Source organism: Sciscionella marina DSM 45152 (assembly GCF_000379465.1).
In the GTDB taxonomy this organism is placed as follows: Bacteria; Actinomycetota; Actinomycetes; order Mycobacteriales; family Pseudonocardiaceae; genus Sciscionella; species Sciscionella marina.
In genome coordinates this window covers 46,864-72,953 of the sequence record NZ_KB905395.1, presented here as the reverse complement: position 1 = coordinate 72,953, position 26,090 = coordinate 46,864, and the positions used below count along the sequence as shown (strand labels likewise).

Annotated in this window: 15 protein-coding genes; 13 read left to right on the top strand and 2 right to left on the bottom strand. The window is 64.9% G+C overall.

Annotated features, from left to right (window positions below; translation table 11 throughout):
- Positions 1 to 14 precede the first annotated feature (14 nt).
- Positions 15 to 686, top strand: coding sequence for a hypothetical protein (locus tag A37U_RS0122130; RefSeq protein ID WP_020498864.1), 672 nt, complete (start codon positions 15 to 17; stop codon positions 684 to 686).
- Positions 687 to 1,260: 574 nt separating this feature from the next.
- Here the strand turns inward: A37U_RS0122130 and A37U_RS0122125 are convergent.
- Together A37U_RS0122125 and A37U_RS51785 are read right to left on the bottom strand one after the other, a co-directional pair.
- Positions 1,261 to 2,037 (bottom strand): class I SAM-dependent methyltransferase, encoded by a 777-nt coding sequence (locus A37U_RS0122125; RefSeq protein ID WP_020498863.1) that lies wholly within the window; start codon positions 2,035 to 2,037, stop codon positions 1,261 to 1,263.
- 110 nt (positions 2,038 to 2,147) lie between these two features.
- Complete coding sequence (locus A37U_RS51785) at positions 2,148 to 2,639, bottom strand: hypothetical protein (protein ID WP_157182971.1); 492 nt, start codon at positions 2,637 to 2,639, stop codon at positions 2,148 to 2,150.
- 391 nt (positions 2,640 to 3,030) lie between these two features.
- On the opposite strand from A37U_RS51785, the gene A37U_RS44655 reads away from it, so the two are divergent.
- The 12 genes from A37U_RS44655 (at position 3,031) to A37U_RS51780 (ending at position 25,979) form a co-directional block, all read left to right on the top strand.
- Positions 3,031 to 3,435: a hypothetical protein gene (locus tag A37U_RS44655; RefSeq protein WP_020498862.1), complete on the top strand. Its 405-nt coding sequence runs from the start codon at positions 3,031 to 3,033 to the stop codon at positions 3,433 to 3,435.
- A 20-nt stretch (positions 3,436 to 3,455) separates the two neighbouring features.
- Positions 3,456 to 3,779: a hypothetical protein gene (locus A37U_RS0122105; protein ID WP_020498861.1), complete on the top strand. Its 324-nt coding sequence runs from the start codon at positions 3,456 to 3,458 to the stop codon at positions 3,777 to 3,779.
- Positions 3,780 to 3,910: 131 nt separating this feature from the next.
- A complete protein-coding gene (locus A37U_RS44650) occupies positions 3,911 to 5,284 on the top strand; it encodes a hypothetical protein (RefSeq protein ID WP_157182970.1) in 1,374 nt (457 codons plus the stop codon).
- 19 nt (positions 5,285 to 5,303) lie between these two features.
- A complete protein-coding gene (locus tag A37U_RS0122095) occupies positions 5,304 to 6,797 on the top strand; it encodes an SCO6880 family protein (protein ID WP_020498859.1) in 1,494 nt (497 codons plus the stop codon).
- Positions 6,794 to 8,335, top strand: a complete 1,542-nt coding sequence (locus tag A37U_RS0122090) for a hypothetical protein (RefSeq protein ID WP_020498858.1) — start codon at positions 6,794 to 6,796, stop codon at positions 8,333 to 8,335. Before A37U_RS0122095 ends, A37U_RS0122090 begins: the two co-directional genes overlap by 4 nt.
- Positions 8,336 to 8,409: 74 nt before the next feature.
- Positions 8,410 to 10,224: a type IV secretory system conjugative DNA transfer family protein gene (locus tag A37U_RS0122085; RefSeq protein WP_240437642.1), complete on the top strand. Its 1,815-nt coding sequence runs from the start codon at positions 8,410 to 8,412 to the stop codon at positions 10,222 to 10,224.
- On the top strand, positions 10,217 to 10,918 hold the full coding sequence (locus tag A37U_RS48460; RefSeq protein WP_240437641.1) for a DUF4913 domain-containing protein: 702 nt from the start codon (positions 10,217 to 10,219) through the stop codon (positions 10,916 to 10,918). Before A37U_RS0122085 ends, A37U_RS48460 begins: the two co-directional genes overlap by 8 nt.
- Positions 10,919 to 10,984: 66 nt before the next feature.
- Positions 10,985 to 11,281: a hypothetical protein gene (locus A37U_RS48455; protein ID WP_020498855.1), complete on the top strand. Its 297-nt coding sequence runs from the start codon at positions 10,985 to 10,987 to the stop codon at positions 11,279 to 11,281.
- A gap of 146 nt (positions 11,282 to 11,427) precedes the next feature.
- Complete coding sequence (locus A37U_RS44635; RefSeq protein WP_020498854.1) at positions 11,428 to 23,190, top strand: hypothetical protein; 11,763 nt, start codon at positions 11,428 to 11,430, stop codon at positions 23,188 to 23,190.
- Between the two features lie 24 nt (positions 23,191 to 23,214).
- On the top strand, positions 23,215 to 23,787 hold the full coding sequence (locus tag A37U_RS0122065; RefSeq protein ID WP_020498853.1) for a hypothetical protein: 573 nt from the start codon (positions 23,215 to 23,217) through the stop codon (positions 23,785 to 23,787).
- The gene (locus tag A37U_RS0122060) at positions 23,787 to 24,830 is read left to right on the top strand and encodes a C40 family peptidase (RefSeq protein WP_020498852.1); all 1,044 of its coding nucleotides are present in this window, start codon (positions 23,787 to 23,789) and stop codon (positions 24,828 to 24,830) included. Before A37U_RS0122065 ends, A37U_RS0122060 begins: the two co-directional genes overlap by 1 nt.
- Positions 24,831 to 24,971: 141 nt before the next feature.
- Entirely contained in the window at positions 24,972 to 25,979 is a 1,008-nt protein-coding gene (locus A37U_RS51780; protein ID WP_157182969.1) for a hypothetical protein, read from the top strand.
- Positions 25,980 to 26,090: the final 111 nt, after the last annotated feature.

Below are 26,090 nucleotides of genomic sequence, written 5' to 3'. Positions count from 1 at the left end.
AAAGGGAATCAGAAATGCCCATCAACAACCGAACAAAAACCGCGGACCATCTCCTTGCCGGGACACTGCTCGCGAGCCTGTTCGCCGCGGGAATCTCCATGACCGCGAACGCAACTTCAGACTCCTCCACGAGCAACGTGCGACCAGCGTCGACGGTGACCGGCGTGGACGGCAGCGGTATCGACCACGGCCATGCGGGTCACGGTGACGCGTCGGGGAAGTCCGGCAGCTACAAAGCGACCGGTATTCATACCGGTCGCGGACGGGGCTGGGCCGACGCCTCCGTGGACAATCTCACCGTCGGTGGCAAATCACTGGGATCCGTACACGTTACATGTCGGCAAGGAGTCACTCACGTCAAACATGGGCGCAAAGTCGAAAGCACGCCCACCATGCACGTGGACTACGGCAAGGATGGAGGACCCTCTACGACCGGGATTTCCGCCACCATCACCGACACCCGCGGGCGGGTCGCGCAGACCGTGCGCTTCGGATCCGTGTCGTGCCAACGCCATGCATCCCAGGATTCCGGACTGCACAGCGGGCACCACAGCGGTCACCACACCAGCACTCACCCGAGCCGGCACACGAAGACAAGCAGCCACAGTGACACCAGCGACGAACGGGTGACTACGCCAGCTCCGGCACCAGCTCCGCATCGCGGCCACGTCGCCGTGACCGGCTAACACAGGGACCGGCTCGAACGCGTGGGGTTCGAGTCACGGAGTTGAGGGGCGGCGGGACCTGGGGGTCGGCCGCCCCTCAACGCCACCGTCGCGCGATCGCGAATCGAGCTCGGACCTGCGCGCGTCATTATTGAATGGGGGAGAAATGGATTCCAATCCAGCACTCGCGGTGCTCTCCTTGGGGGCGGGAGTACAATCAGCGACCCTGGCGTTGATGGCGTGCTACGGGAGGCTACCGCGACCGGACGCTGCGATTTTTGCGGACACACAGGGGGAGCCGCGCTCGGTAATTCAACACCTCGATCAGCTCGCCAGTGAACTGGATACCGCACACGTTCCCCTGTTTCGCGTCACGACAGGCAACCTCCGCAAGGACGCGATCGACGGTTGCAGGCGCTATGCCTCAGTCCCATTTTTCATACTGAACCCAGACCGATCCCAAGATCTGAGCACGAATCGTGCTCAGTTGTCTGCATCAACGTCGACTGACACCCAGCGGCGCTTTCGGACCAGCCGTCGACCTCGGTTTGCCATCCGCTGCGCAGACGGAAGGCGGATCGTGACAGCGGAAACGCTAGGCACGCTCGGCGATCACGTGCGTCAAGGAAGCCACACGGCGATACGGATCGGTGGCTCCGGCGCGTTCCTCGCAAGCCAGCAACGCAAGGAGTTCCTGTTCGTCGGGGACCGCAGCTTCATCTGCGACCGTGTCGGTGAACACTCGAACGCCATACCACGCACGAATTCTCATTCCCTGATCGGAGAGCGATGCGGCCAGGGCGTCGAAACGGTCAGCACGGGCGGACACACCGATCCGGTTGTCATACGACGACTCGTCGAACGCTCGCGACGTGGTCGTCCAGTCGCCGAGCAGGCCTGGGCGCATTGCCAACCCGTCGCCGTTGCGGACAAGCAAGGAGAGGATGCCATGCTTCGCTATCAGCCTCTCAAGACCGGCCAGCAGTGGCTCCGGGTCGGGGAAGTACATCAGGACACCGTGGCACAGCACCACGTCGAAGCTCCTCGGCTCGAACAAGGCCGCCAGATCGTGGGCGTCGTGCTCAACAGTCCGCACACGCTCCCTGACCTTGCCCGGCTCGTCCGCCAACACTCGCTGAAGGTCCGCCAGGAGCGTGGGCGAGGAGTCGAAGCCGGTGACGTGATGTCCCCACCGCGCCAGGCGCAGAGTCTGAGTTCCCTGGCCACACCCTACGTCCAGAACCGTCAAGGGTGGAGAGTCCAGGAGATAGTTCGCCAACTGCCGACCGACGAGTTCCTGCCGAACCACCTGCCGGAGCGTCCCCAATCGAGCCCGCCACCGTTGCTCACCGTCGGTGAACTTGGAACCCATCGCGCCTCCCGCTCGGACTCACTCGACCCGCAGGGAGCCTACTACGGGCGCTACCAGCCGGTGACCGTTACGCCTACGGCGCGGGCGCGGAGCCGATCACCCCAAGGGGGTCAGCGATCTACCAAACGCTCACCACCAAGTTCCGAAACCACGCCCCTACGCGTCAGGTCAGCAGAAGTGCAGATATGCACTGGCGAATATGCGTTGAAGCCCATCAGGCGACAGTTCGCGGTTTGCTGGGCTATCCGCATCCACAACGAGTATCGAAGGGCGTGTGGGCCGAGCAGTGGATCTGTTTTTCCGTCGATGAGATCGGGCGTGTTCGCAATCGGCTCGATGTTCACTACGCCGGTCCCCGCTACCTGCTGGTCGAGCTGGGAATGTCGAGGGCCGACTGCAATCGGTGGCTTTGAGACCACGGTTGGACGTCGGTGCCGCGCTCGGAGTGTATCGGTTGCCCTGTTGACGGCAACGAGGCTTGGCGCAAGCTGCGCGACGATCGTCCTTCTGAATGTGCTAACGCTGTGGTCTTCGATCGCGCGATCCGACATGGCAACGCCGCGGTGCTCCGCTGCGGGGCATGGCGTATCTGCGCCGTTCATGGCTGCCACTGGATCAGGCATCGATCGACCGGGTTACGTGCAATGCGAGTGCGCACGCGCAGCGCGGTGACCTGGACGGGTGTTCCCCGTATGGATGCCGTTCCGGCGAGGTGGACAGCGACCGCGATCAGGTCGATTGATGACAGGAATGCGGGTTTGGGGAATGTCGGCCGAGATTCGCCACCACGGCGCGATCGCAGCGGTAGAAGAGAAGTAGTCCACCGGTCTTGTTGGTGTGGATGGTTCGGTGTCGTTCGGGGGTGATGTGTTGTCGGGGGGACGAGAGCTGCGCGTCGCTGGTGTCGCAGGCGGTGTAGGAACCTCGACCTGTGCGCGGTTGTTGTGGCGACGGTTCGGGTTGCCGGTTCGCGACTGCGGACGGTTCCCGGGAATGGTGCCCTCGGTCGACGTGCTGGTGACCTCGGTGACTGCGTCGTCGACCGCACGGCTGGCGGGCGCGCTGTCCGCGTGCCCTCGACCGCCGGTGCTGATCGTGATGCAGACCATTCCCGGTGCGGTGCCTGCCGATCCTCGGGCTTGGCTGCGCCAGGCGGCTCCGTATGTGGCGGCGCGCCTGGACATTGAGCACGTGCGGGAATGGGTCGCGATGCAGACACCGCCCGGGCAGCTGGTGCCGAAGTCGGTGAACACGGTTCTGGGGCGGTTTCCGGCCGCGTTGCAGTCGATGTGGCCCTCGCTGGCGAGCACTGGCACATCGTCAGAGGCGCACCCCGAGGTGCCCCGGCGGATTGGCCCACAGCTCGACGTGAAGCTGATCGACGCGTCCACGGGGTGATCACAGCAACCAATTTGTGAATGAATTTCTGGGGGGAATTTTTCGTGAGCTTTTTATGGCATACCGCGATCGTCGTGATGCACCAGTGGAAACCGCCGGACCCAGATGTTGGGGATCCGCCGGGAAAACTGGGGCACGCGGTCAATCTGGTTTTGGGGCTGCTGAAGTGGGGCGGTCTGGTTGGTGCCGTGGGGGCAATGATCGCGGCAGGCGCGATGATGGCGATCGGACGACGCAACCGCAACAACGCCGCTGTCGAGGGAGCCATGGGAATCCCGTGGGTTTTCGGTGGCATCGCAGTCATCCTCGGTGCGGCATCACTCGTGGGATGGCTGACCCAATGAAACTCCGGCGTCCTGCCGACAATCAACACCTGCGGCAGCGAGCAGCGCCGAAGCAGCGCGGTGACCCGCAAATCCGACGCGGTTGCCGCGTGATCCGCGGTTGGCGCTAGGGCCAAGGGAGGCCAATAACTATGCCAACACCACCCAAACCACCCCCTTTGTTGCCGTGCCCCGGGCTGCTCGATATCGGCTGTCAGGTCACCAATTGGTTCGCGTCTCTGGCTCGCTCCTTTGTGGAGGCGGCTACCTGGATGCTGACCCGCGCGGTCAAATGGTGGACCGAGGCAGACAGGTCCTCCATGCTGAAATCACCCGCGATCAACACAATGCACAGTTTGCTGATGTACGTGGGCATTTCGGTGCTGGTCGGCAGTGTCATGTGGCAGGGCACCCAACTGATGATGAAGCGCAAACCCGAGCCTTTGGTCAACACAGGCTTGGGACTGCTGTCGTTCCTGGGCTGGTCGACCATGGGGACCACACTGGCGGTGACGATCAACGAAGCCGGGATCGCCTTGTCCTCAATGGTTCTGGACGAAAGCATCAAGAAGTTCGCCGACGGCATGTCCGGTGCGCTGATCGGAATGTCGCTGGCCGCTCCGGCGCTGGTACTGCTGTTCTCGTTGGTGCTGTGGGTGCTCGCGCTTATCCAATGGATTCTCGGTTTCTTCCGTATCGGCGCGGTCATCCTGCTGCTGGCGCTGCTGCCGACCGCGGCCGCGGGCCAGTTGAACGAATCCACGAAGCCGTGGCTTCGCAAGGTGCTGTCCTGGTGTCTATCGCTGCTGCTGTATCAGCCGCTGTCCGCGATCGTGTTCTCCATGGGGTTTCTGCTGATGGGCGAAGGACAGGGGCTCTCGGAGATTCTGGTGGGGATGGCCACGATGGCGCTCGGTGTGCTCTGCATGCCGACGATGTTGCGGTTTTTCGACTGGGGAGGACAGAAACTCGTGCCCTCCTCGGCTGGCTCTGGGGGCGGAGCCATGGCTGTCGGTGCCGCGGCGAACATGATGAGCGGCGCGGGCTTCGCCGGGTTCATGAACCGCAACGGCCCCGGCTCGAACAGCCCCGAGGGAGCCGACACCTCCGGAGGGACGACCGAGGTCGGACCTGCCAACCAAGGCCCGGGCAGTCAAAGTGCTGGAGGAGCCGAAGCGCCGGGCGGTGCCGGATCGAGCGGCCAAGGACGAACGCCATCCTCGGGCACATCTGAGAGCACGACGACTGGTGACGCTGGTGACGACGATTCGCAAGGACCACCGACCCGCCCGATGCCGGTGCCTTCTGGTGCTGGTGGGGGCGCACCTGATGGTGCGGCGGATGCGGCGGGCGCCGGTTCTGGAGGGGTCGCGGGTTCGGCGACGGGTGGTGCGGCAGCTAATGGAGCGGCTGGCGCGGCGGGGCCGGTGGGTGCGGCTGTGGCCGCGGGACAGGTCGCTCGCGAACAGGCTCAGCGCGCGAAGGGCGCGGTCACTGATGCGACGAAGCCACCGGATGAGTCCTGACACGGATTGGGGAGGAGCGATGGGACAACTGCGGACCTACGGAGGATGGCGCCCACGCCGGGGATTCGGGCTCGGGAGATTGTCCGAAGCCCAGACCCTGGCGGTGTTCGTCGCGGTGCTGGTCCCACTGGTGGTCTGGGTCATCACCGCGACCGCGGGCTTGCCGCTGGTGATCGTGCTCGTGGTCCTGGTGATCACGCTGCCCTTGGCCGGGTTGGCCGTGATTCCACACCGACGCCTCGGGGTATCGCTGGGCGCGGCGATGGTGTTGCGGGTGCGTACCGGGTGGGCCCGCCGCCGCGGGCATGCCGACTGGGAGTCCGGGGTGTTCACGCGGCATCCGCGGCGCGGCGAACTTCCCGGGGCGCTGGCACCGACCATGCCGTTGTCGACCCGTGACGGTGTGGGCCGCGAGTACGGGCTCCTATGGGACCGGCGAACCGGCCGCTTGACCGCGTGTATTCGAGTCGCGCCCGTGGGAACCGTGCTGGCTGACCAGGAGCGCACGGACTCCTGGATCGGCGCGTGGGCGCAGTGGAAAGCCTCGCTCGGCTACGAACCGACCGTGGAGTGGATGTCGGTCACCGTCGAGTCCGCGCCCTCGCAGGCCACCGAGCTCGCTGATTACGTCGCCGATCGCCTCGACACCAGTGCTCCCGCCGCGGCGCGGGAGATGATGACCGAAGTCGCCGATGCGCATCGGGGCTCGACCGCGGACATCAGCGTGCGCGTCAACCTGACTTTCCAGCCCGCACACGCTCATCCGGCGCCCACGGATGATGCGGGCAGGGTTGCTGAAGTATCCCGAGCATTATCGGGTTTGGAGGCCGATCTGCCGCTGTGCGGTGTTGCCCTGCTGGGTCGGGCGACACCCGCGCAGATGACACACTGGCTGCGCGCCGCCTACGACCCGGCCAGCCGCGCCGATCTGTCCAAGCTGGTCGAACAGGATGAACTGTTGGCGTGGGCGGATGCGGGACCGGTCGTCGCCGAAACCGCGGACGAGTTCTATCACCACGATTCGGGCTGGTCGGTGTCCTGGGCACTGGTCGCCCTACCGAAGCAGAACGTCACCTCGAACGTCTTGGCCCCGTTGCTGACACCGGGGCGCTATCACCGTCGTGTCACCTGGACCAGCCAGGTGTATCCGGCTGATGTGGCCGGAGACATCGTGGCGCGCGAGGCATCGGGAAGCGCGTTCCGCCGGGAACTTCGCCGTCGCCGAGGCCTCGACGAGTCCGCCCGCGAACGCGCCGACGAGGCACGCGCACGCCAGGCAGCCGAGGAAGAAGCAGCCGGTGCCGGGGTCGAGGTCGACGGTGTCTATGTCACCACGACCGTCGAGGACCCCCGCCAGCTGCCGGACGCGATCGCGGACCTGGAATCCCGTGCCCGCAACGCAAAACTCCGGTTGCGTCGCTGCACCGGCTGGCAATCAGCCGGGTTCGCGGCCTCGCTCGGGGTCGGGGTGTATCCGCCCGAGCTGTCGCGACGTGGGAAGTGGCAACGATGACCCACATCGAGGCGTTCAGCACCGCCGAAACCCTGGCCACCGACCAGGCCGGGCGAATCCTGCGTCTGACCGACGTCGCGGCCGAGGCAGCCCCGACACCGCAGGATCCGCTCGCCGAGCTCCGCGCGCTCCCGGTGCCGCCTGCGCGCGGCTGGGCCGTGCCGGGAGGTGGCCGCGAACCCTACGTGGGCGCGGGACAGCTCTGGCAGGCGACAACCAGCCAGATGGCTGGCCTGTTCCCGTTCGTCGGCGGCTCGGGATCGCGGGTGCGTGGCGTGCCGATCGGGCACGACCTGCACACTCACGAACCGGTTGGGCTGCATCCCGGGGACTGGCTGCGCGAAGGACTCGTATCGAACACGGGTCTTTGGGTGCAAGCACAACCGGGCGTGGGAAAGTCCGCGTTCGCCAAGAGGCTCGGCACCGGGCTGGTCGCGTTCGGCTGGTCGCTGTTCGTCCCGGCCGATGTCAAGGGCGAGTACACCGCGTTGATCCGCAACCTGGGCGGACGGGTGATCACCATCGGACGCGGGCAGCACGCGGTCAATCCCCTGGATCCCGGCCCGCTGGCGGCAAGCCTCGATTCGGTATCGTCCGCGCGCAGGCAGGCAGTGCGCGAATCGATTCGCGCCCGCCAATCCGCGCTTCTGGAGGGGCTTCTCCTGCTGGAGTTGGGGCGTAACCCGACGCCCACCGAGCGCGCCGTCCTTTCTCGCGCGCTGGATATCGCGACCGCGGAAACCCTGGACGGGCAGCCCACCATCCCGCAGGTGCGCGCCATCTTGAACACCCCCACCAGCGAACTCCTGGACACCGCCCGGGTCGGTCGCGAGGAACAGCGCTACTTCGAGCTGTTCCGCGATGTCCTGGCTTGCCTCGATCTTCTGTGTGAGGGACCCCTGCGTGGCCTGTTCGATAGGAAATCCACGGTTGGGCTGGACACCGACGCGGCCGCGACAAGCCTGGATATCTCGGTGCTCGACGAGGAAACCGATGAGGTCGTCGCCGCGGCGATGCTGTGCTCGTGGGCGTGGGGCTCCGGGATGATCGAAGCCCGCCAAGCCGGTGCGGGCCGAAACCTGTGCTGGATCCAGGACGAGGCATGGCGCGCCCTGCGCACCGGCCCGGGCTTGGTGGAGAAATCGGACCGGATGACCCGGTTGAACCGGCACAAGGGCGTCGCGAGCGTCTACCTGACGCACTCCATGGATGACCTCGAAGCCTTGCCCAGCGCCGCTGATCGCGCGAAAGCACGAGGGATCGCCGCGCGCTGCGCGATCCACGTGTACGGCGGGCTCCCGTCAAGCGAGCTGCGCGCGGTGACCGTCGGACTGTCCAACCGGGAGGCCGAGCTGCTGACCAGCTGGCAGTCGGCGGGCACCTGGGTGCCGGGGCATCGCCATCCCGGACGCGGACTCGTGCTCATCAAAGCCGGGGAACGGGCCGGACTTCCGGTGCGGATGCGGCTGATGCCCCGCGAAATCGAGCTCTACGACACCGACCGCGCCTTCACAGGCCACCACACCCGCGAGGAATAGCCAACAGAACTGGGGGAATAGCAATGTCTGGGGGAAATCCCAACGCACGACGACACGCGGGGACATCGGCTCCGGTGCTTCCATGGGTGATCTGCGGGATCTTCGGCCTGATCGTCCTCGTCGACGCGGGCATGTGGCTGGCCGCGCAGGCCGGTGCGCAACCCGGCTGGCTGGTGCCCGGTGTCGCGCACGTGCCTGATGCTCTGCGCGAGCACGGCATGCCAGGACTGATCGGGCCACATGGGTCCCCGGCGTGGTTCTGGACCGTCTGCGGGTTCGAAGCCGCCACCCTGGCCGCGCTGGGTGTCGTGATCGCAGCCGTAGCCGTGCGCACTAAACGCGTCCCGGACGGACAGCGGGCGCTGACCCATCAGCGTGGCTTCACCGAACTCCAGCAGCCCGCCGTCACGAAACGCGCGCAAGGTCTGGCCCCCTCGCTGGCCAACACACCCAGCAAGGAAATCGATGTGCGCCGGATCGGGGCGCGGCTCGGCTCGATCCAAGGACGCCTGCTGTTCAAGTCCCTGGAGGACGTCGAAGTGGTCCTTTGCGGGCCGCGCTCGAACAAGACCTCCGCGAAGGTCGTCCCGGAGATCCTGGCTGCGCCCGGACCGGTGATCGCCACAAGCAACAAACCCGACGTGTGGCTGCTGACCGCCGCGTTGCGCTCGCGGGTCGGGCCGGTGTTCACGTTCGATGCCCAGCATTTGACCTATCAGGAGCAGTCCTGGTGGTGGGACCCGCTCGTGCACGTGGTCGACGTGGAATCCGCGGCGCGGATGGCGGGATACTTCATGCGCGAAGTCGGCGCCAACGCCAGCGGCGGAACCAACCGGGCCGACCCGTTCTTCACCCCGGCCGCGGCGAAAACACTGCGCCAACTCCTGCTCGCCGCCGCGTGCGGCGGCTACACGCTGCGCGACGTCGTTCTGTGGATCGCGACCCGAAGCGACGAACCCGCCGCGCATCTGGAACGCGGCGGATTCCCCGCACAAGCGGCCTCACTGCGCTCCACCCTGGAGCTGCCGGTCGAAACCCGCGGCGGCATCTACGAAGGCGTGTCGACCGCGGTGTCCTGTTTGGACAGTGAGGCACTGCTGCGGTGGGTCACACCACCCGATACCTGGGAACACCCACCAGACCGTATCGAGCCCATTGCCAAGCTCGACCTTTGGCAGCTGCTCACCCCGCCCGGCGCGCGGCACCCGAGCCTGTATCTGCTTTCCCGCGAAGGGGAAGGGTCCGGGCGCCCGATCGTCGCCGCGCTGATCGGGGAACTCATCCAGGTCTCGGTACATGCCGCCACCGCCCAGGGCGGCCGACTCGACCCAGTCGTCACGCTGCCACTCGACGAGTGCGCCAATATCGTCCGGCTCCCGGAATTGCCATCGTGGATGTCGTGGTTCGGCTCGATGGGGCTTTCGGTCACCGTCGTGCTCCAGTCCCGCGAACAGGGCCGCGCCACCTGGGGGCGCGAAGGTTTCGACGCCCTCTGGTCCGCGGCCACCATCAAGACCGTCGGCGCGGGGCTCGCGGATCCGGATTTCGCCGAAGACCTCTCCCGCCTGGTCGGTGATCACAAGGTCGAGGAGACCTCGACCAGCTACTCCGCGGGAGGCCACTCGTCCTCGCGGTCCCTGCGTACCGAACGCATCCTCACCGCGGCCGACATCGCCGCCCTGGATCGCTCGAAGGCGTTGTTGTTCACCAGCGGTCGCCGACCCGGACTGCTGACGCTGCACCCCTGGTACGCCGAGCCCGACGAGGACCAGGACATCGCCGGGCACGCGCGCGCCGCGACCGAACAGGTCAAACAGGCCGCGATCGACTACCTCGGACCGGACAACCCCGTGGCCGCGCACCTGCGCGAAGGAGGCCGCGGTGACTGAACCACCCGAACCAGCACACCCGGAACCCAGCGATCTCCTGGCCGCGATGCAAGTTCAGCTCGATGGGCTGTCCGCGGACATCTTCTTTGTTCATCAACGACTCAACGAGCAGCACAAGCGCCACGAGACCATGTTGAGCTGGCACGACGACCTGGAGGAATCCCTTAGCGCGCTTACCCACCACCTGCGCACTCAACCCAGCCCGCCCGAGCCACCGGTCCCGGCCACGTCCCCGTCACACACGAAGACCGACCACGTGGCCGAGCAGGAACCGAGCGCTGCGCGGAAAAAGGGCAGCCAGCGCCAGAAAAAGCAGCCTCCCCGCCCGACCCAGGAGCAGCTGTACGCATGGGTGGGCGAACAGATCGCACCGTTGGTGCGCAAGATGACCACCAGCGGCGAGGGCGGCGGGCTGCGCTGGTGCCGGACGTGGTGGTGCCACCACGACGCGATCGAACGCTTCACCGCCCTGTACTGGGCCTACGGCGACCTCGCCGAGTCCGGCGAGCCGGGATGGCTCTCGACGTATCTGCGCGACCACCTCGACCCGCACCTGACCGTGCTGACCAGCCCGGTCGGACCTTTCTCGGGGTGTAGCCCCACCCGTCATTCCCCCGTCATGACACCGCTCGGGCAAGACCACGAACCACCAGACGGTGAGCCATACGCGAAAACGGGGGAGACGACACGATGACACCGCACGAGAAGACACCACACGGGTTCACCGATCCGGGTCATACTGGCGGTGAGGAGGAGACCCATGAACCAGTACGGAGCCAAAGCGATGACGCATTGGCGCCGATGGCTGCCCGACCGGTACGCGCAGATCACCGATCCCCAGACCTACTTTACCGAGCTGGGCGAGCAGATGGCCTTCGAGATCGACCACCTGGCGAGCGCGCTGACCGAGCAGCACACGAGCGAGGACCCGCCGAGCGGGGACTTCCTGAAGAATTACCGGCAACGCAACACGGCCCGGCAGACGGCGGAGTCGACGATCCTGCGCGAATACCTGCCGAACCCGGAGAACGAGGACGATCCGGAGCAGGAGAACTAGATAGGTCGTTTCGTCCTGCCACTCAGGATGATCTGGCACCCTCGGGACCCAAGGCCCGGGTCGCGGCGAACCTCGCCGCGCTGCGCACCCTGCGCACGATCCAGGACGAGCAACGGGTCGCGACGACCGGCGAGCAGCGGATCCTCGTGCGCTGGTCCGGGTGGGGCGCGGTCCCGGCGGTCTTCGACGACGACAACCCCGACCATGCCGAGGCGCGCCAGGAACTGCGAACTTTGCTCGGGGAACGGGACTACGCCGCGGCGCGACGTTCGACGCTGAACGCCCACTACACCGACCTACGTCTGGTCGAACCGATCTGGGAAGCCGTTCACGACCTCGGCCTCACCCGCGGGCAGGTCCTTGAGCCTGGCTGCGGGGCAGGCAATTTCCTCGGCACTGCGCCCGAGGGGATCGCGGTCACCGGGGTCGAAGTCGAACCCACCACCGCGGCCATCGCGGCAGCGCTGTACCCGCACGCCCAGATCCTCGCGGGGTCTTTCGCGGACGTGACCGGTGGCGAGGCTTATTTCGATGCGGTGGTGGGGAACGTGCCGTTCGGCCGTATCCGGCTGCATGATCCCGAATACAACCCCACGAACCAGCATTCCATCCACAACCACTTCATCCTCAAATCCCTGCGCATGACCCGCCCCGGCGGGGTCGTGGCCTTGCTGACCTCCCGCTACACCCTGGACTCCACCGATCCGAGCGCTCGTGCGGAGATCGCCGACCTCGCTGACCTGATCACCGCCATCCGCCTGCCCAGCGGCGCGCACCAAGCCGCGGCCGGAACCACGGTGGTCACCGACCTGCTCGTCCTGCGCCGCCGCGACACCACCGAATCACCTGCGCCGCAGCAGGGGTGGCAGCAGACACGCCCACTGGCGATCCCCACCGATGACCAGCTGGTGGAGCTGGAGGTCAACGAGTGGTTCCACACTCACCCCGAACACGTGTTGGGCACCTTCACAGCCGGGCACGGTCCCTATCGTGAGCACGAGCTTACCGTCTCCATGCGGCACCCCGACCTTGCCGAAGCACTGCGCACGCGGCTGCGCGCGGACGTGCGCGCCGCGCAGGAGTCCGGAATGTCGATCCCCACGCCCACCACCGAAACAGCGGCGTCCGAGGTGCGCTTCCGAGACGATGCGGAACAGCTCGTCGACGGGCAGATTCGTATCCACGGCACCGGATTCGACGTGTGGGCGGAGGGCCACTGGATCCCGTACGAACCCACGAAGAAAGACCGCGCCGAGCTACGTGTCCTGCTGGAGCTGCGCGACGCCACTCAGGCGCTGCTGGCCGCCGAACAACAGAACCCGAACGACACCACCGAAATCGGGGACCTGCGTGCCCGGTTGAACCGGGACTACGACCAGTATGCGGCGACCTGGGGGCCGATCAACCGATTCACCTGGCGCACCCAAAACCGAACGCCATGGCACGTGTGGGCGCGCTGGTGCCGTGACCGCGACTACACGTCCATCCCGACCTCCCAGCAGGCACTGCTGGAATACCTCCAGGAACTTGGCACCGCCGGAGCCGGATCCGACCGGCTGACCAAGCACTTCGCGGCCATCCGGAACCGCCACCGCGACAAGGACACCGGACTCGACCACACCACCATCGAGGCAGCGCAGGAGTACCTGTCCACGCTGCCCGAAACCGACAGCGCCCACTTCATCCCCAGCAATCATGGCCTGACGACCGAGATTCGCGTGACACCCGCACAGGGCGGGTTCCGCAGCGATCCGATGGCGCCTTTGGTAGCGGCACTGGAGGACTACGACCCTGTATCCGGTATCGCGGCCAAGGCCCAGATCTTCACTCAACGCGTCATCACCCCGGTCACGCCCCGCACCGCCACCGAGTCGCCCACCGACGCGATCTCGCTGTGTTTGAACAAGCACGGACGCCTCGACCTGGACACGATCGCCGAACTTCTCGGTCTCAACGGCGCCGAGGAAGCACGAGACAAGCTCGGAGAACTCGTGTTCACCGAGCCGGACACCGGGCAGGCCGTGCTGCGCAACGACTACCTGTCCGGCAATGTCCGCGCCAAACTCCGCACCGCCGCCGCCGCGGCCGAACAAGACCCGCGATGGCAACCCAACGTCGATGCGCTCACCGAGGTCGTTCCCGCGGATCTGGGACCGGAGGAGATCGAGGTCCAGCTCGGCTCGTGGGTCGACGCATCCTATGTGCAGCAGTTTATCCGAGAACTCCTCGGCGACGATCGGATCACTGTTGATCACCCGGGCGAGAACATTTGGACTGTCAACGGTGGATCACGCACGAGCCCCGCCGCCCGGCAGGAGTGGGGAACCGGGCAGCGTCCGGCGCAGGAGCTGCTCGAAGCGACCCTGACTGGTCGGCCGATCCGTGTGACCTACAAGGACTCGGACGGTGCCATCCGCACCGATGCGCCGGCCACCGAGGCCGCGAAACTCAAGGCAGTCGAGCTCGGCGACCGGTTCGCGTCCTGGGTGTGGGAGGACACCACCCGCGCCCGCGCGCTCGTGGAGCAGTACAACGATCGGTTCAACGCCGAAATCCCGCGTCGCTATGACGACATCGACCTGGATCTGCCCGGCTTGTCCCCGGCCTATGAGCTACGCGGGCATCAGAAGAACGCGGTGGCCGCGCAGATCTTCAACCCCGCCGTCGGTCTGTTCCACGAAGTCGGCGCGGGCAAAACGCTGGAGATGATCGTCGGCGCGATGGAATGCCGCCGACTCGGGCTGACCAACCGGCAGGTCGTGATCGTACCGAACCACATGCTTGAACAGTTCCGCACCGAATGGCTGCGCGCCTACCCCCAAGCCCGTCTGCTCGCCGCCACCCGCGACGACCTGACTGTCGAGAACCGGCGGCGATTCGTCGCGCGTGTGGCCACCGGCAGCTGGGATGCCATCATCTTGACCCGCACAGGCTTTCAAGCACTACCGGTGCGCCGCGAGACCGCGCACGCCTATCACGCCGCCGAACGCGATGAGATCGCCGCCGCGCTGGAGAACGCGCGCGAAGCTGGATGCGATCAGCGCACCGTCAAACAGCTCGAAGAGGCGCAGGCGAACGCCGAAGAATCGCTGAAACAACGCCTGCACAACATGCCCCGCGATCCCGGACTGTGCTGGGAAGACCTCGGCATCGACAAAATCGTGTGCGACGAAGCCCAGGACTACAAGAATTCGCGGCGCCACTCCTCACTGCCCGACCTGGGCCATCCCGGCGCAGTCCGGGCGATCGACTTCGACATCAAACTCGCCCACCTGGTCGGAGAATACGGGCACTCCCGTGTCGTGCTGGCGACCGCCACACCGTGGACCAACAGCCTCGCCGAGATCCACACCATCCAAAAACGCCTCGGTCTCGACGTCGGGGCACTGGACAACTGGGCGCGTACTTTTGCCGAACTGTCCACCACTCAAGAGATGATTCCCGGCGGTGGGTTCAAGGACAAAACCCGCCTCCGCAAATTGGTCAACGTGCCCGAGCTGTCCCGCCAACTCCGGCTGCGTGCCGATATCCGTACCGCCGAAGACCTCAACCTGCCCACCCCCACCGTGCACTCGCGTGTCGTCGAGGTCCCAGCCAGCGAAGAACTCGCCGATTTCAACCACTCCCTCGGAACGAGGTACGCAAACATCCCACCGCGCCCGCAAAAAGGCGACGACAACCACCTGTCGCTGTTGCACGAGGGCGTGTCGGCTGCGCTGGATCTGCGCACTCTCGACATGCAGACAGCCGAGCCACAGAAGGTCGATGTCCTCGCTGACCGGGTTTTCGGGCGCTGGCAAGAACACCGAGACACCCGATACCTGCGCAGGGACGGCACCGAGCACCCCACCCCGGGCGCCCTGCAGCTGGTGTTCTGTTCCCTGTCGACCCCGAAGAACGGCTGGAACTTCTACGACGAACTCCGCACCCAACTCGAAAACCGTGGAATGCCGGGCAGCTTGATCCGCTACATCCACGAAGCCGGTACCGACCAGCAGAAGGCCGAACTGTTTCACGCCGCCCGATCCGGTGAGGTCGCTGTCCTCATCGGATCCGCGGAGAAAATGGGCACCGGCGTGAACATCCAGGACCGCGCCATCGGGCTCTACCACATCACCCCGCCCTGGCGCGCCGATATTCCCCATCAGGAACGCGGACGAGTCGAACGGCAAGGCAACCAAAACGCCGAGATCTTCGACGAAACCCTGGTCACCGCACCGAGTCTCGATGCCAAACGATGGGAACTTGTCCGCCAGAAATGGACCGGGTTCCGGCCTCTGATGACCGGGCAGATCACCAGCCGCGTCATCGACATGCCCGACGAAGACACCGACCTCTACGGCGAACTCATGGCCGCTGCCTCCGGCGATCCCCGCGTCCTGGAGAAAGCCAAACTCGAATCCGAAGTCCATCGCCTTACCCGCCTGCGCCAAGCCTGGGCACGCCAGCAAACCGCACACCGACTCACCATCGACACAGCCGAAGTCGAAATACCGCGCTATGAGCAACGAGTCACGGGACTGAAGGCCGCGATCGCCCAGCGCCGCGACACTCGCGGGGAAGCCTTCGCCATGCGGATCGGCACCAAGGACCATACCGACCGCACCGAAGCAGCCAAACACCTCAAAGCACTGCTTCGGACCCGGCTCAAAGATCTCGGCCAGCACGACACAGCCACGATTCCCATCGGCGAACTCGGCGGCCACCAACTCGAAGCCAAACTCGCCCCAGGTGACAAAGTTATTGACATCACCCTGCGGTTTTCCGGTGTCGGTGCTTCGGTTGCCCTGCACCACAGAGCCTTGCCGGATAGCCACCATCTGGTCCTACGACTGGAAAACCGACTCCACAGCCTCGAAACAGACCTGCAACGACAGCAAGAAACCATCACGCGACTACGGCACACGGCCGAGCAAGCCCAGACAAGCCGCACTGACACGTTCGCCCAACAGGAACAACTCGACCAGAAAAGCACACGTCTCGCCGCGCTCACCCACGCCCTGACCACAGGCGAACCCGAACCAGACACCGCCGAAACCGGCGCAGTGAACGAACACGACGACACGCCGGTCGTCGAACCGGAAACAGTGGAGCAACCCGCCGCCGAAACCGACCCGGGCGCGGGAACGGCACGCGCGGATGAGCCAGAACCGACCAGTGGCGACGCGGCGGCGAGTGCCGAGCAGCCGCCCCAGCCGCCGGGGAGCCAGCAGAACGAGACGACGTACACGCTCCAGGAGCCGGAGAACACCGCCCAAACAGCTACGGAGATTGCGGTGCAAACCGCGCAACACGCGGAAACCTCCGCGACCACGGAGCCCGAGCAGACGAGCAAGCGGTTCCTGATCCTGCACTACTCGTACAACCACGGCGTCCAGCTCCTCGGGACCGAGAAGGTCGACGGTATCGGTGACCTGCTTCGGACCGAACGGGCCGGATGGAAGTGGCGCCAGGTACCAACTCCGAACGGCGAGCACGGTGCCTGGTTGCTGCCGAAAACGTGGAAGGTCCAACGCGACCAGCGCGCCATGATCGACTTCCACCAGCGTCTCCAGCGACGTCTCACCGATGCCGCGGAACGGCTCCACGATGCCGGATTCGCGATCACGACCGATCTGCACGACCTGTCCGACCGGCACGTCCAGGCGATCCGCGGCCGAATCGATGAACTGGACACCGCGGAACACGTCGCGACGATGCGCGACACCGCGCAGGAACCGGTCCGGCAGCTATGGCACGACCTGTTCTCCGGGGAGACGATCGAACAACTGCGTTCAGCCTGGATTCACGAACACGATGCCGACACCACCGCGGACGCTGCCCGAGCACACACGATCGGCCTCATCGCAGCGCTCCTACCCGACGATGACCAGCTTCGAGTACCGGACGTCCGCACGACCATCGGTGTGGTCCGCACGATCCTGACCCAAGGACAGCAATCCGGAACCGAGCGGGACACGGCTGACCAGGTTCAGTCCCGGGTCGACGACGAGGCCGTGTCCGCGGTTGTTGCCGGATTGGTCGCACATTCCGATGCGCTGATCGAACTGGGAGGACAAGACAGCCCCACCGGGAGGATCTGCACCGCGATCGGGATCCCTGCCATCGCCGACACACTGCTCACTGTCGCTTACCAACTCGACAACCGACGCGGGGGACCGGCTATTCGGGTCCTTCCGTCGCGGTGGCGGACCGTTCTTGCCGCCGAGTACCCCCGTGTGTCGCGCTACGAGCTCCCTCGATATGTCGACAACGGTGCGATCCGCGGCCGTGACTCGGAGGTGCTGCGCTATTCCTGGACCGAGGCACGAGCCACGCTGCTCAACCAAGACAGGTCCACTCCGTTCGCGGCGACCACGCAAAGCGCCGTGTGGCAGCTGGTGAACGGCCAGATCAGCGCAGACGAAGCTACGAACCTGTTGAGCCACGCACAGGAACGCCAACAGACAGTGCTGGACGCAGAACCCGGCATCCTCACCGTTGCGCACCCGGAAAGCGGTGAGCCGCTGCGCATCCACCGCATCGATATCGGCATCACCGGACACCTACACCTGCGCGGCCACGACAGCGCCGGACACGCGGTGCTCCTCGACGCTGATCCCCGCACCAGCCGGGACCCCGTTTCCGGAAAGCTCACCGCCCCAGACGAAGCCCCGATCGTCGCGCACACCGGAACGGTCGCACAGGCCACCGTGCCCCAAGCAGTCGACACCCAGAGCACCCTCGCAGACGTCGATCCCCGCGCTGGCGACGAAACACCCGTCAGCGTTGCCGCCGACGCAGACGAAGGATCCGAGGCCGTTCAGGATGCACCGGAAGGCGACGGCACTGACCTGGAGTCCAGCAGTGAACGACGCAGTGACCCGCTCGGGCTCGTTCGCATCACCGATGCCGAGTTGGTCGGACTGGTGATTCGGCTTGATGGGGATCTGTTCGTCGAACGCGTCGACCGCGACGACGCGAATCAGGTCCGCATCACCGGTCAAACCGGCTACGGCGAACGCCAAACCCACACCTTCGCCCCCGACGCCTGGTTCGACCAACATGGCCGCGTCGTGCTCAACGCCGCGGATGGCGCTACCGCACTCAGGGAATGGGACGCGCTCGCCGAACACGCCGAGACGCATGGACACCGCCTCACGACCGTGCTCTCCCGCTGGCACGCCGGACACCACAGCGCACCCAACGAGATCGGCACTTGGGCCGAACTGACACCAGCCCAACGCATCGCCCAAGCCCGCGAACACCTCGACACCCTCGTACCAACCGCCTCCGATGGGGACACGTCCCGTTCGGAAACCGCCGACTCCACTCCGGACACCGACGTCGCAGTCCAGGGCGAAGCGGTCGCCGATCCCGTCGATCCTGCTACGGGAACCGAGTCGCGCGACAGCGACGCGGATCCGGAGATACCGCCGCTAGAAGTCACGCTCCCCGCGGACCCGCCCGGCACAGATGACCCCGAGGTGGGTGAAACCCGCCACGACGCAGCCGAGGACGACGCTCAGGCTGTCGCTGAGGATTTCCACGACCGGGCGGCCGACCACCGCTTCCCAGTGGTGGACGGCATCGACAGCGAACATCCACTCGACCCCGCCACCTGGGGCTGGACCCTCGCTCAGGAAGAACCCAACGAGACCGGCCACACCCAAGCGTGGCTGCGCGACGAACTGCTTCTCGCCCTGAACTACGACCTCGACGACCAGTTGCTGGTCGAACAGCACGTCTACAACGAGAACCTGGGAGCCGACGCCGACTGGATCGAGATCAACCCCGCCTACACCAGCAGCCGCGCGGGCATGGAACACCTCCTCACGCATCTGGGACGCCACGGCATCGCGCTGCCCACCCGCCAACCCGGCCGCCGGGCCATCGAACCACTCCTGTCCCCAGACCCGCCCGATGCTCTCGCCAGCACAGACGGCCGTCACGTCGTACGCGACGAGAACGGCTGGCGCGATCCGGATACCGGGGAACACCTCGACGCCGCCGTGCACATCAGCATTCCGCGTTTCCGCAACCGCGAAGCCGTCGCGCGATACGTCCTCAGAACACACACCGGCAGCCAGGCACGCAACGCCGTCGCTGTCCTGCTCTCCGGACGGACCCGCAACGGGCTACGTCCTCATCAGACCTACAGCGAACTCGAAACGCTCGACGCCGACCTCTACCGCCGTGCAGTCACCGCCTCGGTCGGACAAGCCAGGAAAGCAGCAGATTTCGATACCGCCCGCGCGCAGAACGCCTTGCGCAGGCTCGCCAACGACGACGCCCGGCTACCAATCAACACCGCCGGGCAGAACATTGAACTCGACGACGACCGCGAACAAGCGCACGCGACCGTGGTCGAGGTTCGCCCCGTGGACGCCACCACGATGCTGCTGGTCCTCCAACCACCAGACGGCTCACAGCGTTCCCGAACCGTCCCGGCCGACGCCGCGGTCCCCGTTATCACCACAAACGCCACGGAGTCCGAGGTCGCCGAGACCCCGACGCGGCAACCGCAGGCAACCGAACAGATCGGTCAGCTCAGCTTCGACAGCCTCACTGCGCCATCCGAACACGTCGACACAGCCGCGGCAGCCCGCGACGATCAACCCGAGCCGACACAGCTCGTCGAATCAGCATTCGCGACCGCATCCGATGAGGCTCCCCAGGGACTCACCGACGCCGACATCGCCCACATCGTCGAACACCTGGGCCCCGTGCTGATCAACACTTTCGCCGCGAGCATCATCCAAGGCGCCCCCACCAACCCCACGTCCGGGCACGCGTTCTCCGGTACACGCGACGACACCACCACCGAGCCCGGTGTCCACGAAAGTCTGTACGCCGACCGGTCCGGGATCCGCCTCGACGTTCACAGCCCCGAACACCCGCGCGCGGGCCACATCGCCTGGCGAAAGCTCGCGCGCTGGCTCGTTCCCGGCCTCGACCAAGGGCGGGCATGGTTGCTGGCGCACACCGAAACTGTCTACGGTCAGTTGCGCAACGGCCAGTACGGAACCGACGCTGATTTCCAGACGGTCATCGAGCTTCGCGACCAGGTTCTTGCCACCATCGCGAAAGCCGCGCAGCAAGCCCACGAAACCGGAAACCCACCCGGACCACGCACCCGTCCCGCCCCTACCATCCCGGGCCTGGACCGAACGCAGGCCCTTGAACTCCTGACACCCGAAAACCGGGCACACCTGGACCAGCTCGACGCGATTACCACAGCGGCGCCCGAACACAGCACCACATCGGGACCAACCACGCCTTTGACGGGCGAGGAAACCGAAACAGCCGCCGCAGACGAGCACAGCAGCGCGGGCGCAGACGCGGAGGAACCGGCACCACTGAACGACTCTGACATCGCCGAAGGACTACGCCACATCGCGCCCTGGGAGCTCTCTCGGTTCTTGCGCAGCATCCACAACGGGAAACCGGTCAACCCCGCTAATTTCTCTGGCTGGGCGAGCTGGCGCTCCGTCGACGCACCGGACCCACGGGCACCGGAACGTGGCGAATTCAGTGGCAAAGGTCTGTGGCTACGGGTCGACGGTCAAAACGGAGCGAGGGAGGGAACCATCACCTGGCGCAAGCTCGCCATCTGGCTCGCCCCCGCCCTCAATGACGGCACCGCTTGGTTGCTCCAACACGCCCACCACGCGAGCCTCAGCGTCAAGCACAACGCGAGTGGCTACCGAGCGATCGGCGAAGCTCGCCTTGCCCAGAACGCCGAGAACCAACTGGACACCTACGAGCGCAGGATCGCGAACCGCATCATCGCCACCGCACTACACGCGCACGAGACCGGCACCGCCCCGACCCGTCGCCAACGCAGCTCCGGACTACCGGAACTCGATCGCGACAGAGCCCTGCAACTCCTCGCACCGGAACAACACGAATTCGCACACCGTATTGCCCAACTCCTCCGCACGATGCCCGAAAAGACGACGACGCACGTGCCAGCCTCGGCACTCGCGATCGGGGACGTGCTCGAACATCCCGGCTACTATTTCGGACCATTCCGACTGACAGGGCTCCCAACCAGAGACGGCGACACCCTTGTCCTCCGCGGCGAACTCCTCGACGAGCGCATCGCCGACCCTGAGACCATCTGGCATGTCGACGCCAGCACCAACCCTGACCCGAGGCTGGTGCGCATTGAACTCCCCAACTCGCTGACCACGGTGCTCCAAGGCGACACCGAAACGCCGACCGCCCAAACCAGCACTGCAGCCGACGATGCTGCGCTCGCCGATCAACCGTCCGGACCGTCCCAGCAGACCCTGCACGATGACGAGCCCGAGCGAGACGCCAACGGTCAGCGGGAACCAGAACAACTCGGCATCACCTCCGACCAGGCACCGGAACGCGAGGCTCCGACGGACCAGGAAGAACCGGCTTCTCCGCCGCAGGAGCACGATCATGCCGATCAGCCGGCCGAAACAGGAGTCGTCGAGGAAACATCGGCCACCGAAGCCACTACGGGCACACCGCAAGAACCCCAGCCGACGAGACCATCGAACGCACCTCGCCATCCCTTGCAAACACTGGCATTTCCACCTGGCCGAGAACCACTCCTAGCCGTGCTTGCGGCCAGCGTTCGCCAGATCCCCACCTCAATCAAAGCCCACGAGCCATCCCGGCTCGCCCTGATCCAGGCCAACCGGATGCTCGCCGACGAATCCACGCCCGCGGCACACGCACAGATCCTGACCAACCTCGCTCATAACCACGCGGAAGCCACCGAGATCCACCAAGCGCTCACCGTGTTCGCCGACACCCTCGCAGCAAGCGACACCAAGACCAGCAACCAGGTCCACGAACTCGGCGCCGAGCTCAGCATACGCATCGCGAACGCGCACAAACCAGCGCGACCGTTGCGGGCCACCACACCACCACAGCAATCGACTCAACCCGAACCCGCACCCGACACCCAGCCTGACAACGCAAACGCAGAACCACGCCGTCCCGTGCAGGGACCAGCGGCGAAACCGAGCACGCCGGTAACCGACGGCACTGAATCCAACGCCGTCACGCATCAGGACAGTCACGACCGACCGAACGGGACCTCCGAGGAGAAGCCTTTCCGCCCTGTCCCAGTCACCGACCACCGGCTCCTGGCCAAGGAATGGACACGCCTTACCCAGAAAGCCGCCGAGACGGGCTACAAAGTCGTGAGCACCACCGAAACCAGCTCGATCGACCACGACGACCGCACCATCTACAGCAGCATCACCCAAGGCGCCCAGGAACGCGTACTCGATCTCGCCACCCAGATCGGCCAACTCGTCGACACAGCACCAGAACCGAGGACGCAACACCAGCCCTCGTCCAAGACGATACAGCCCGCGCAGGCACTGGTCACCGATCAACCCGGCGACCCGACGGCCACCGACAGTGGCATCGACGCTCACGTGCCAACGACGGTGCCTCAACAGGACGCGGCTGCACCAGCGATCCAGGAACAGCCCGAGAAGACCGAAGACCGCTCTTCAGACGACGAACCTGTCGACGTAGCGGTTTCGGCGCCGAAACAGGCAAAGCCATTCCCCGCCGCGCTCGCCGATGCCGAACCAGCTGCCACCGAACCCAGCGCGTCCGCGCCACAGGAACCGAGTCCGAAAGCCTTTCCTGCCAGCCTGCTCTTCGCCGAGCGTCGACTCGCCAACCAAGCACCATCCGCTACTCCGGAACCCACCACCGACAGCCCAGAGCGCACGGACCCGCGCGATACGCCGATCTTCGCCGAGATTGCCGAGCGATACGGACTCGATCAACCGCCGAGCACCGACACGATCCATGACCCGGATGGCGGGCGCGCGCCCACGGGTCGGCAACGTCTCCGGCACCTGGTCGCACTGGCACACGACCACGGAACCAACAGCCACAGCGGAGGACGCCACCGCCGCGGTGCCTAACCACACAACCTGGGGGAGTATCCAATGCAACAGCGCAGCACCATCAACACGCGCCTGCTCCGCGTCGCCCTGCTCGCCGCGGTAAGCACATCCGCCTGCACCGTCACCCACCACGTCCAGGTCCACCACCGGCGCCCGGCGACCACCCATGCCTCGCAGCGGTACGCATCACCGAACCAGGTATGCGCCGAGTTCGCGACAACTCTGCTGTCCTGGAACACCAACACCGAAGACACCCCACAACGCGCGCGAACAACAGCGGCACGCCGCTACCTGATCGGACCACTCTCCAAGACCTACCAACAGGACGGCATCCGCGACGACGAATGGCCCCAACTCCAACAAAGCCACGCCCGCGTGGAAGTCACCACGCGGCACATCACCGATGACCCGCCCGATACCCGCGGGAACATTCGCTCGAGTGGCGTCCTCGCCCAACGCAGCGCAGTCACACCCGATGGGGCCCGCAAACCGCTTCTCGGGCACGCCGTCTACTGCACCCTCCAACACCCAACAGGACAACCACTCCGCTGGCGAATCAATCAGCTCTCCATCTCCGACGCCGGGGACATGCCACCCGTCCCAGGCGGGCACTGATGCGGCGCAGCAACATCGCCCTCGGCGTAGCACTGGCGGCCTCGCCGATGCTCCTGCTCATCCTGTTCCTACTCATGGTCCTGGGCAGCGCCACCGGATACAGCAGCGCAGTCAAGAAACAAGACAGCAGCGTCGACAGCAACGACACCCAGCTACGCCCCGGAAGCGTACCAAAATGGGCCACCGAACCGCTGCACCAAGCCGCCCACACCTGCACCGAAATCACCGCACCACTGCTCGCAGCGCAGATCGAAACCGAATCCGGATGGAATCCCCACGCCCACAATCCCAGCAGCGGAGCCGAAGGACTCGCACAATTCCTCCCCTCAACCTGGAACACCTACAAGATCGACGGCAACCACGACGGCACAACCGACCCAACCGACCCCGCCGACGCCATACCCACACAAGCCAACTACATGTGCGCCCAAGTCCGCACCATCCACGCACACCCCGGACTCAGCGGCAACACCATCGACCTCGCCCTCGCCGCCTACAACGCCGGACCCGGCCGCGTACTGCAATACGGCGGCGTCCCACCCTTCCCCGAAACCACCAACTACATCGCCAAAATCCGCAAAATCATACAGAAATATGCCGCCACGCAACCCACCCAAACACCCGGCGGCACAGCAGGCGCGGTCATCAGCGCCGCCCGAAAATGGATCGGTACTCCCTACGCCTGGGGAGGCGGAACCCTCAACGGACCCAGCCAAGGCACCGGTATCGACGCAGGCGTCACCGGCTTCGACTGCTCCAGCCTCGTCCGCTACGCCTACTACCAAGCCACCAAAGGCAAAACCACCCTCCCCAGAACATCAGCAGCCCAATACCAAGCAACCGCAGCACACCAAATCCCCCGAGACCACCTTCAGCCCGGAGACCTCCTCTTCTACGGAAGTAGCCCCAGCAGCATTCATCACATCGCCATCTACAGCGGCAACAACCACCAGGTAGAAGCACCGCAATCCGGAGAGAAGATCCACGAGGCCAATCTGCGTGTTATCGGCGAATTCTTAGGCGCAACAAGGGTTGGCCTATAGTGCAGATTTTTCTGAATCGCCTTCTTGGTAAATGACTTTAGGTAGGAGTCGCAGAGCCCTGAGGGGCGGGTTGCATTCGTTGGTTGTCGAAAAGTATGCTTGGCGGGCAAATGTGAATCTGCTTAGTCGGTTGAGGTGGAAATGAAAGAAGATACGCAGTACTTGGGTCATGGTGAGTCTAGTATCAATGATGGTACTGCCTCGGTCGAGGATAAAACTTCGAATTTTGCGAGCTGTGATAGCTCGACTGATTGCCGCCGAAAACCCTTCTATTCATCCAAAGACGGGCAGTTCCCGCGCTCCGATGTTCAAGTGGAACAATGCGAAGTTAGAGATCTGCTGTCTGCGCTGAACGAGGAGTGGAATGAAAATATTTCCGCTGGTCGAATTCGGTACGTAAAAAGAGTTCGAGTAACGTTAGCTGTTGGTCGACCACTAATTGTAGCTTCTACACTAGTGCTGTTGCTATCGAGTGGCGCGGCTGCATATATCGTGCCCTATCTCCGGGGCGAGCGGATCATATGGGGCGGCATAGCCTGGGGTCTTGTGGTTGCTGCTCTTTTGATATTGGCACTTCTATCTTTTACATCTATAGCATGGGTTTACCCTCTTGCGGAGGTGCGTTTCCTGCGTCGTGCAGGCCGGTTTATAAGGCATCTAGATTATCTATACAGGCGTCGTAAATGGCGAGATGGGACATTGAAACCGCCTCGTCTGGTGGCGCACCTTTGGCCTACCGTTGGACGGATTGCTCAGTTACTATTTCGAGCTGTCAATACTCATCGCTTTTTGTGGCGTGTGCCGCCTGGGGCTTGCGAACGTGCTTTGGAGATAGCTTATCCTCTGCTGGACGTTGATTTGCGCGAACGGGGCGGGGTTGATCAACTAGAGCTGGCTCGGGAGCTCGCTTTTTTGCTGCGACACTTGATGGTGGTGGTTGCAGCAGGGCGCTGTGACTTGACTCGAAAGGTTCGAGTCCTGCACTCGGATATCCCGTATCCAGTTCGAGACCAGAACCGGCAAGAACGCGACCGGGACTATCTATATCCGACGAGGAACAGGACTTCTTGGGAGATGTCCAAGGAAGCTATTCCATTTGTTGCCCTCGCTGTCTCATTTGTGTCCATTGTAATATCCATCATGCATTGATTGCATATTACAATCCGGTGAGGTTTGAGCATTGCCATGCCCGCCTAAGTTTTCCCATCCTTTCTGCGGTATCGACGTGCCAATCGTCGATGCCTTAGGGCTGACAAGTTC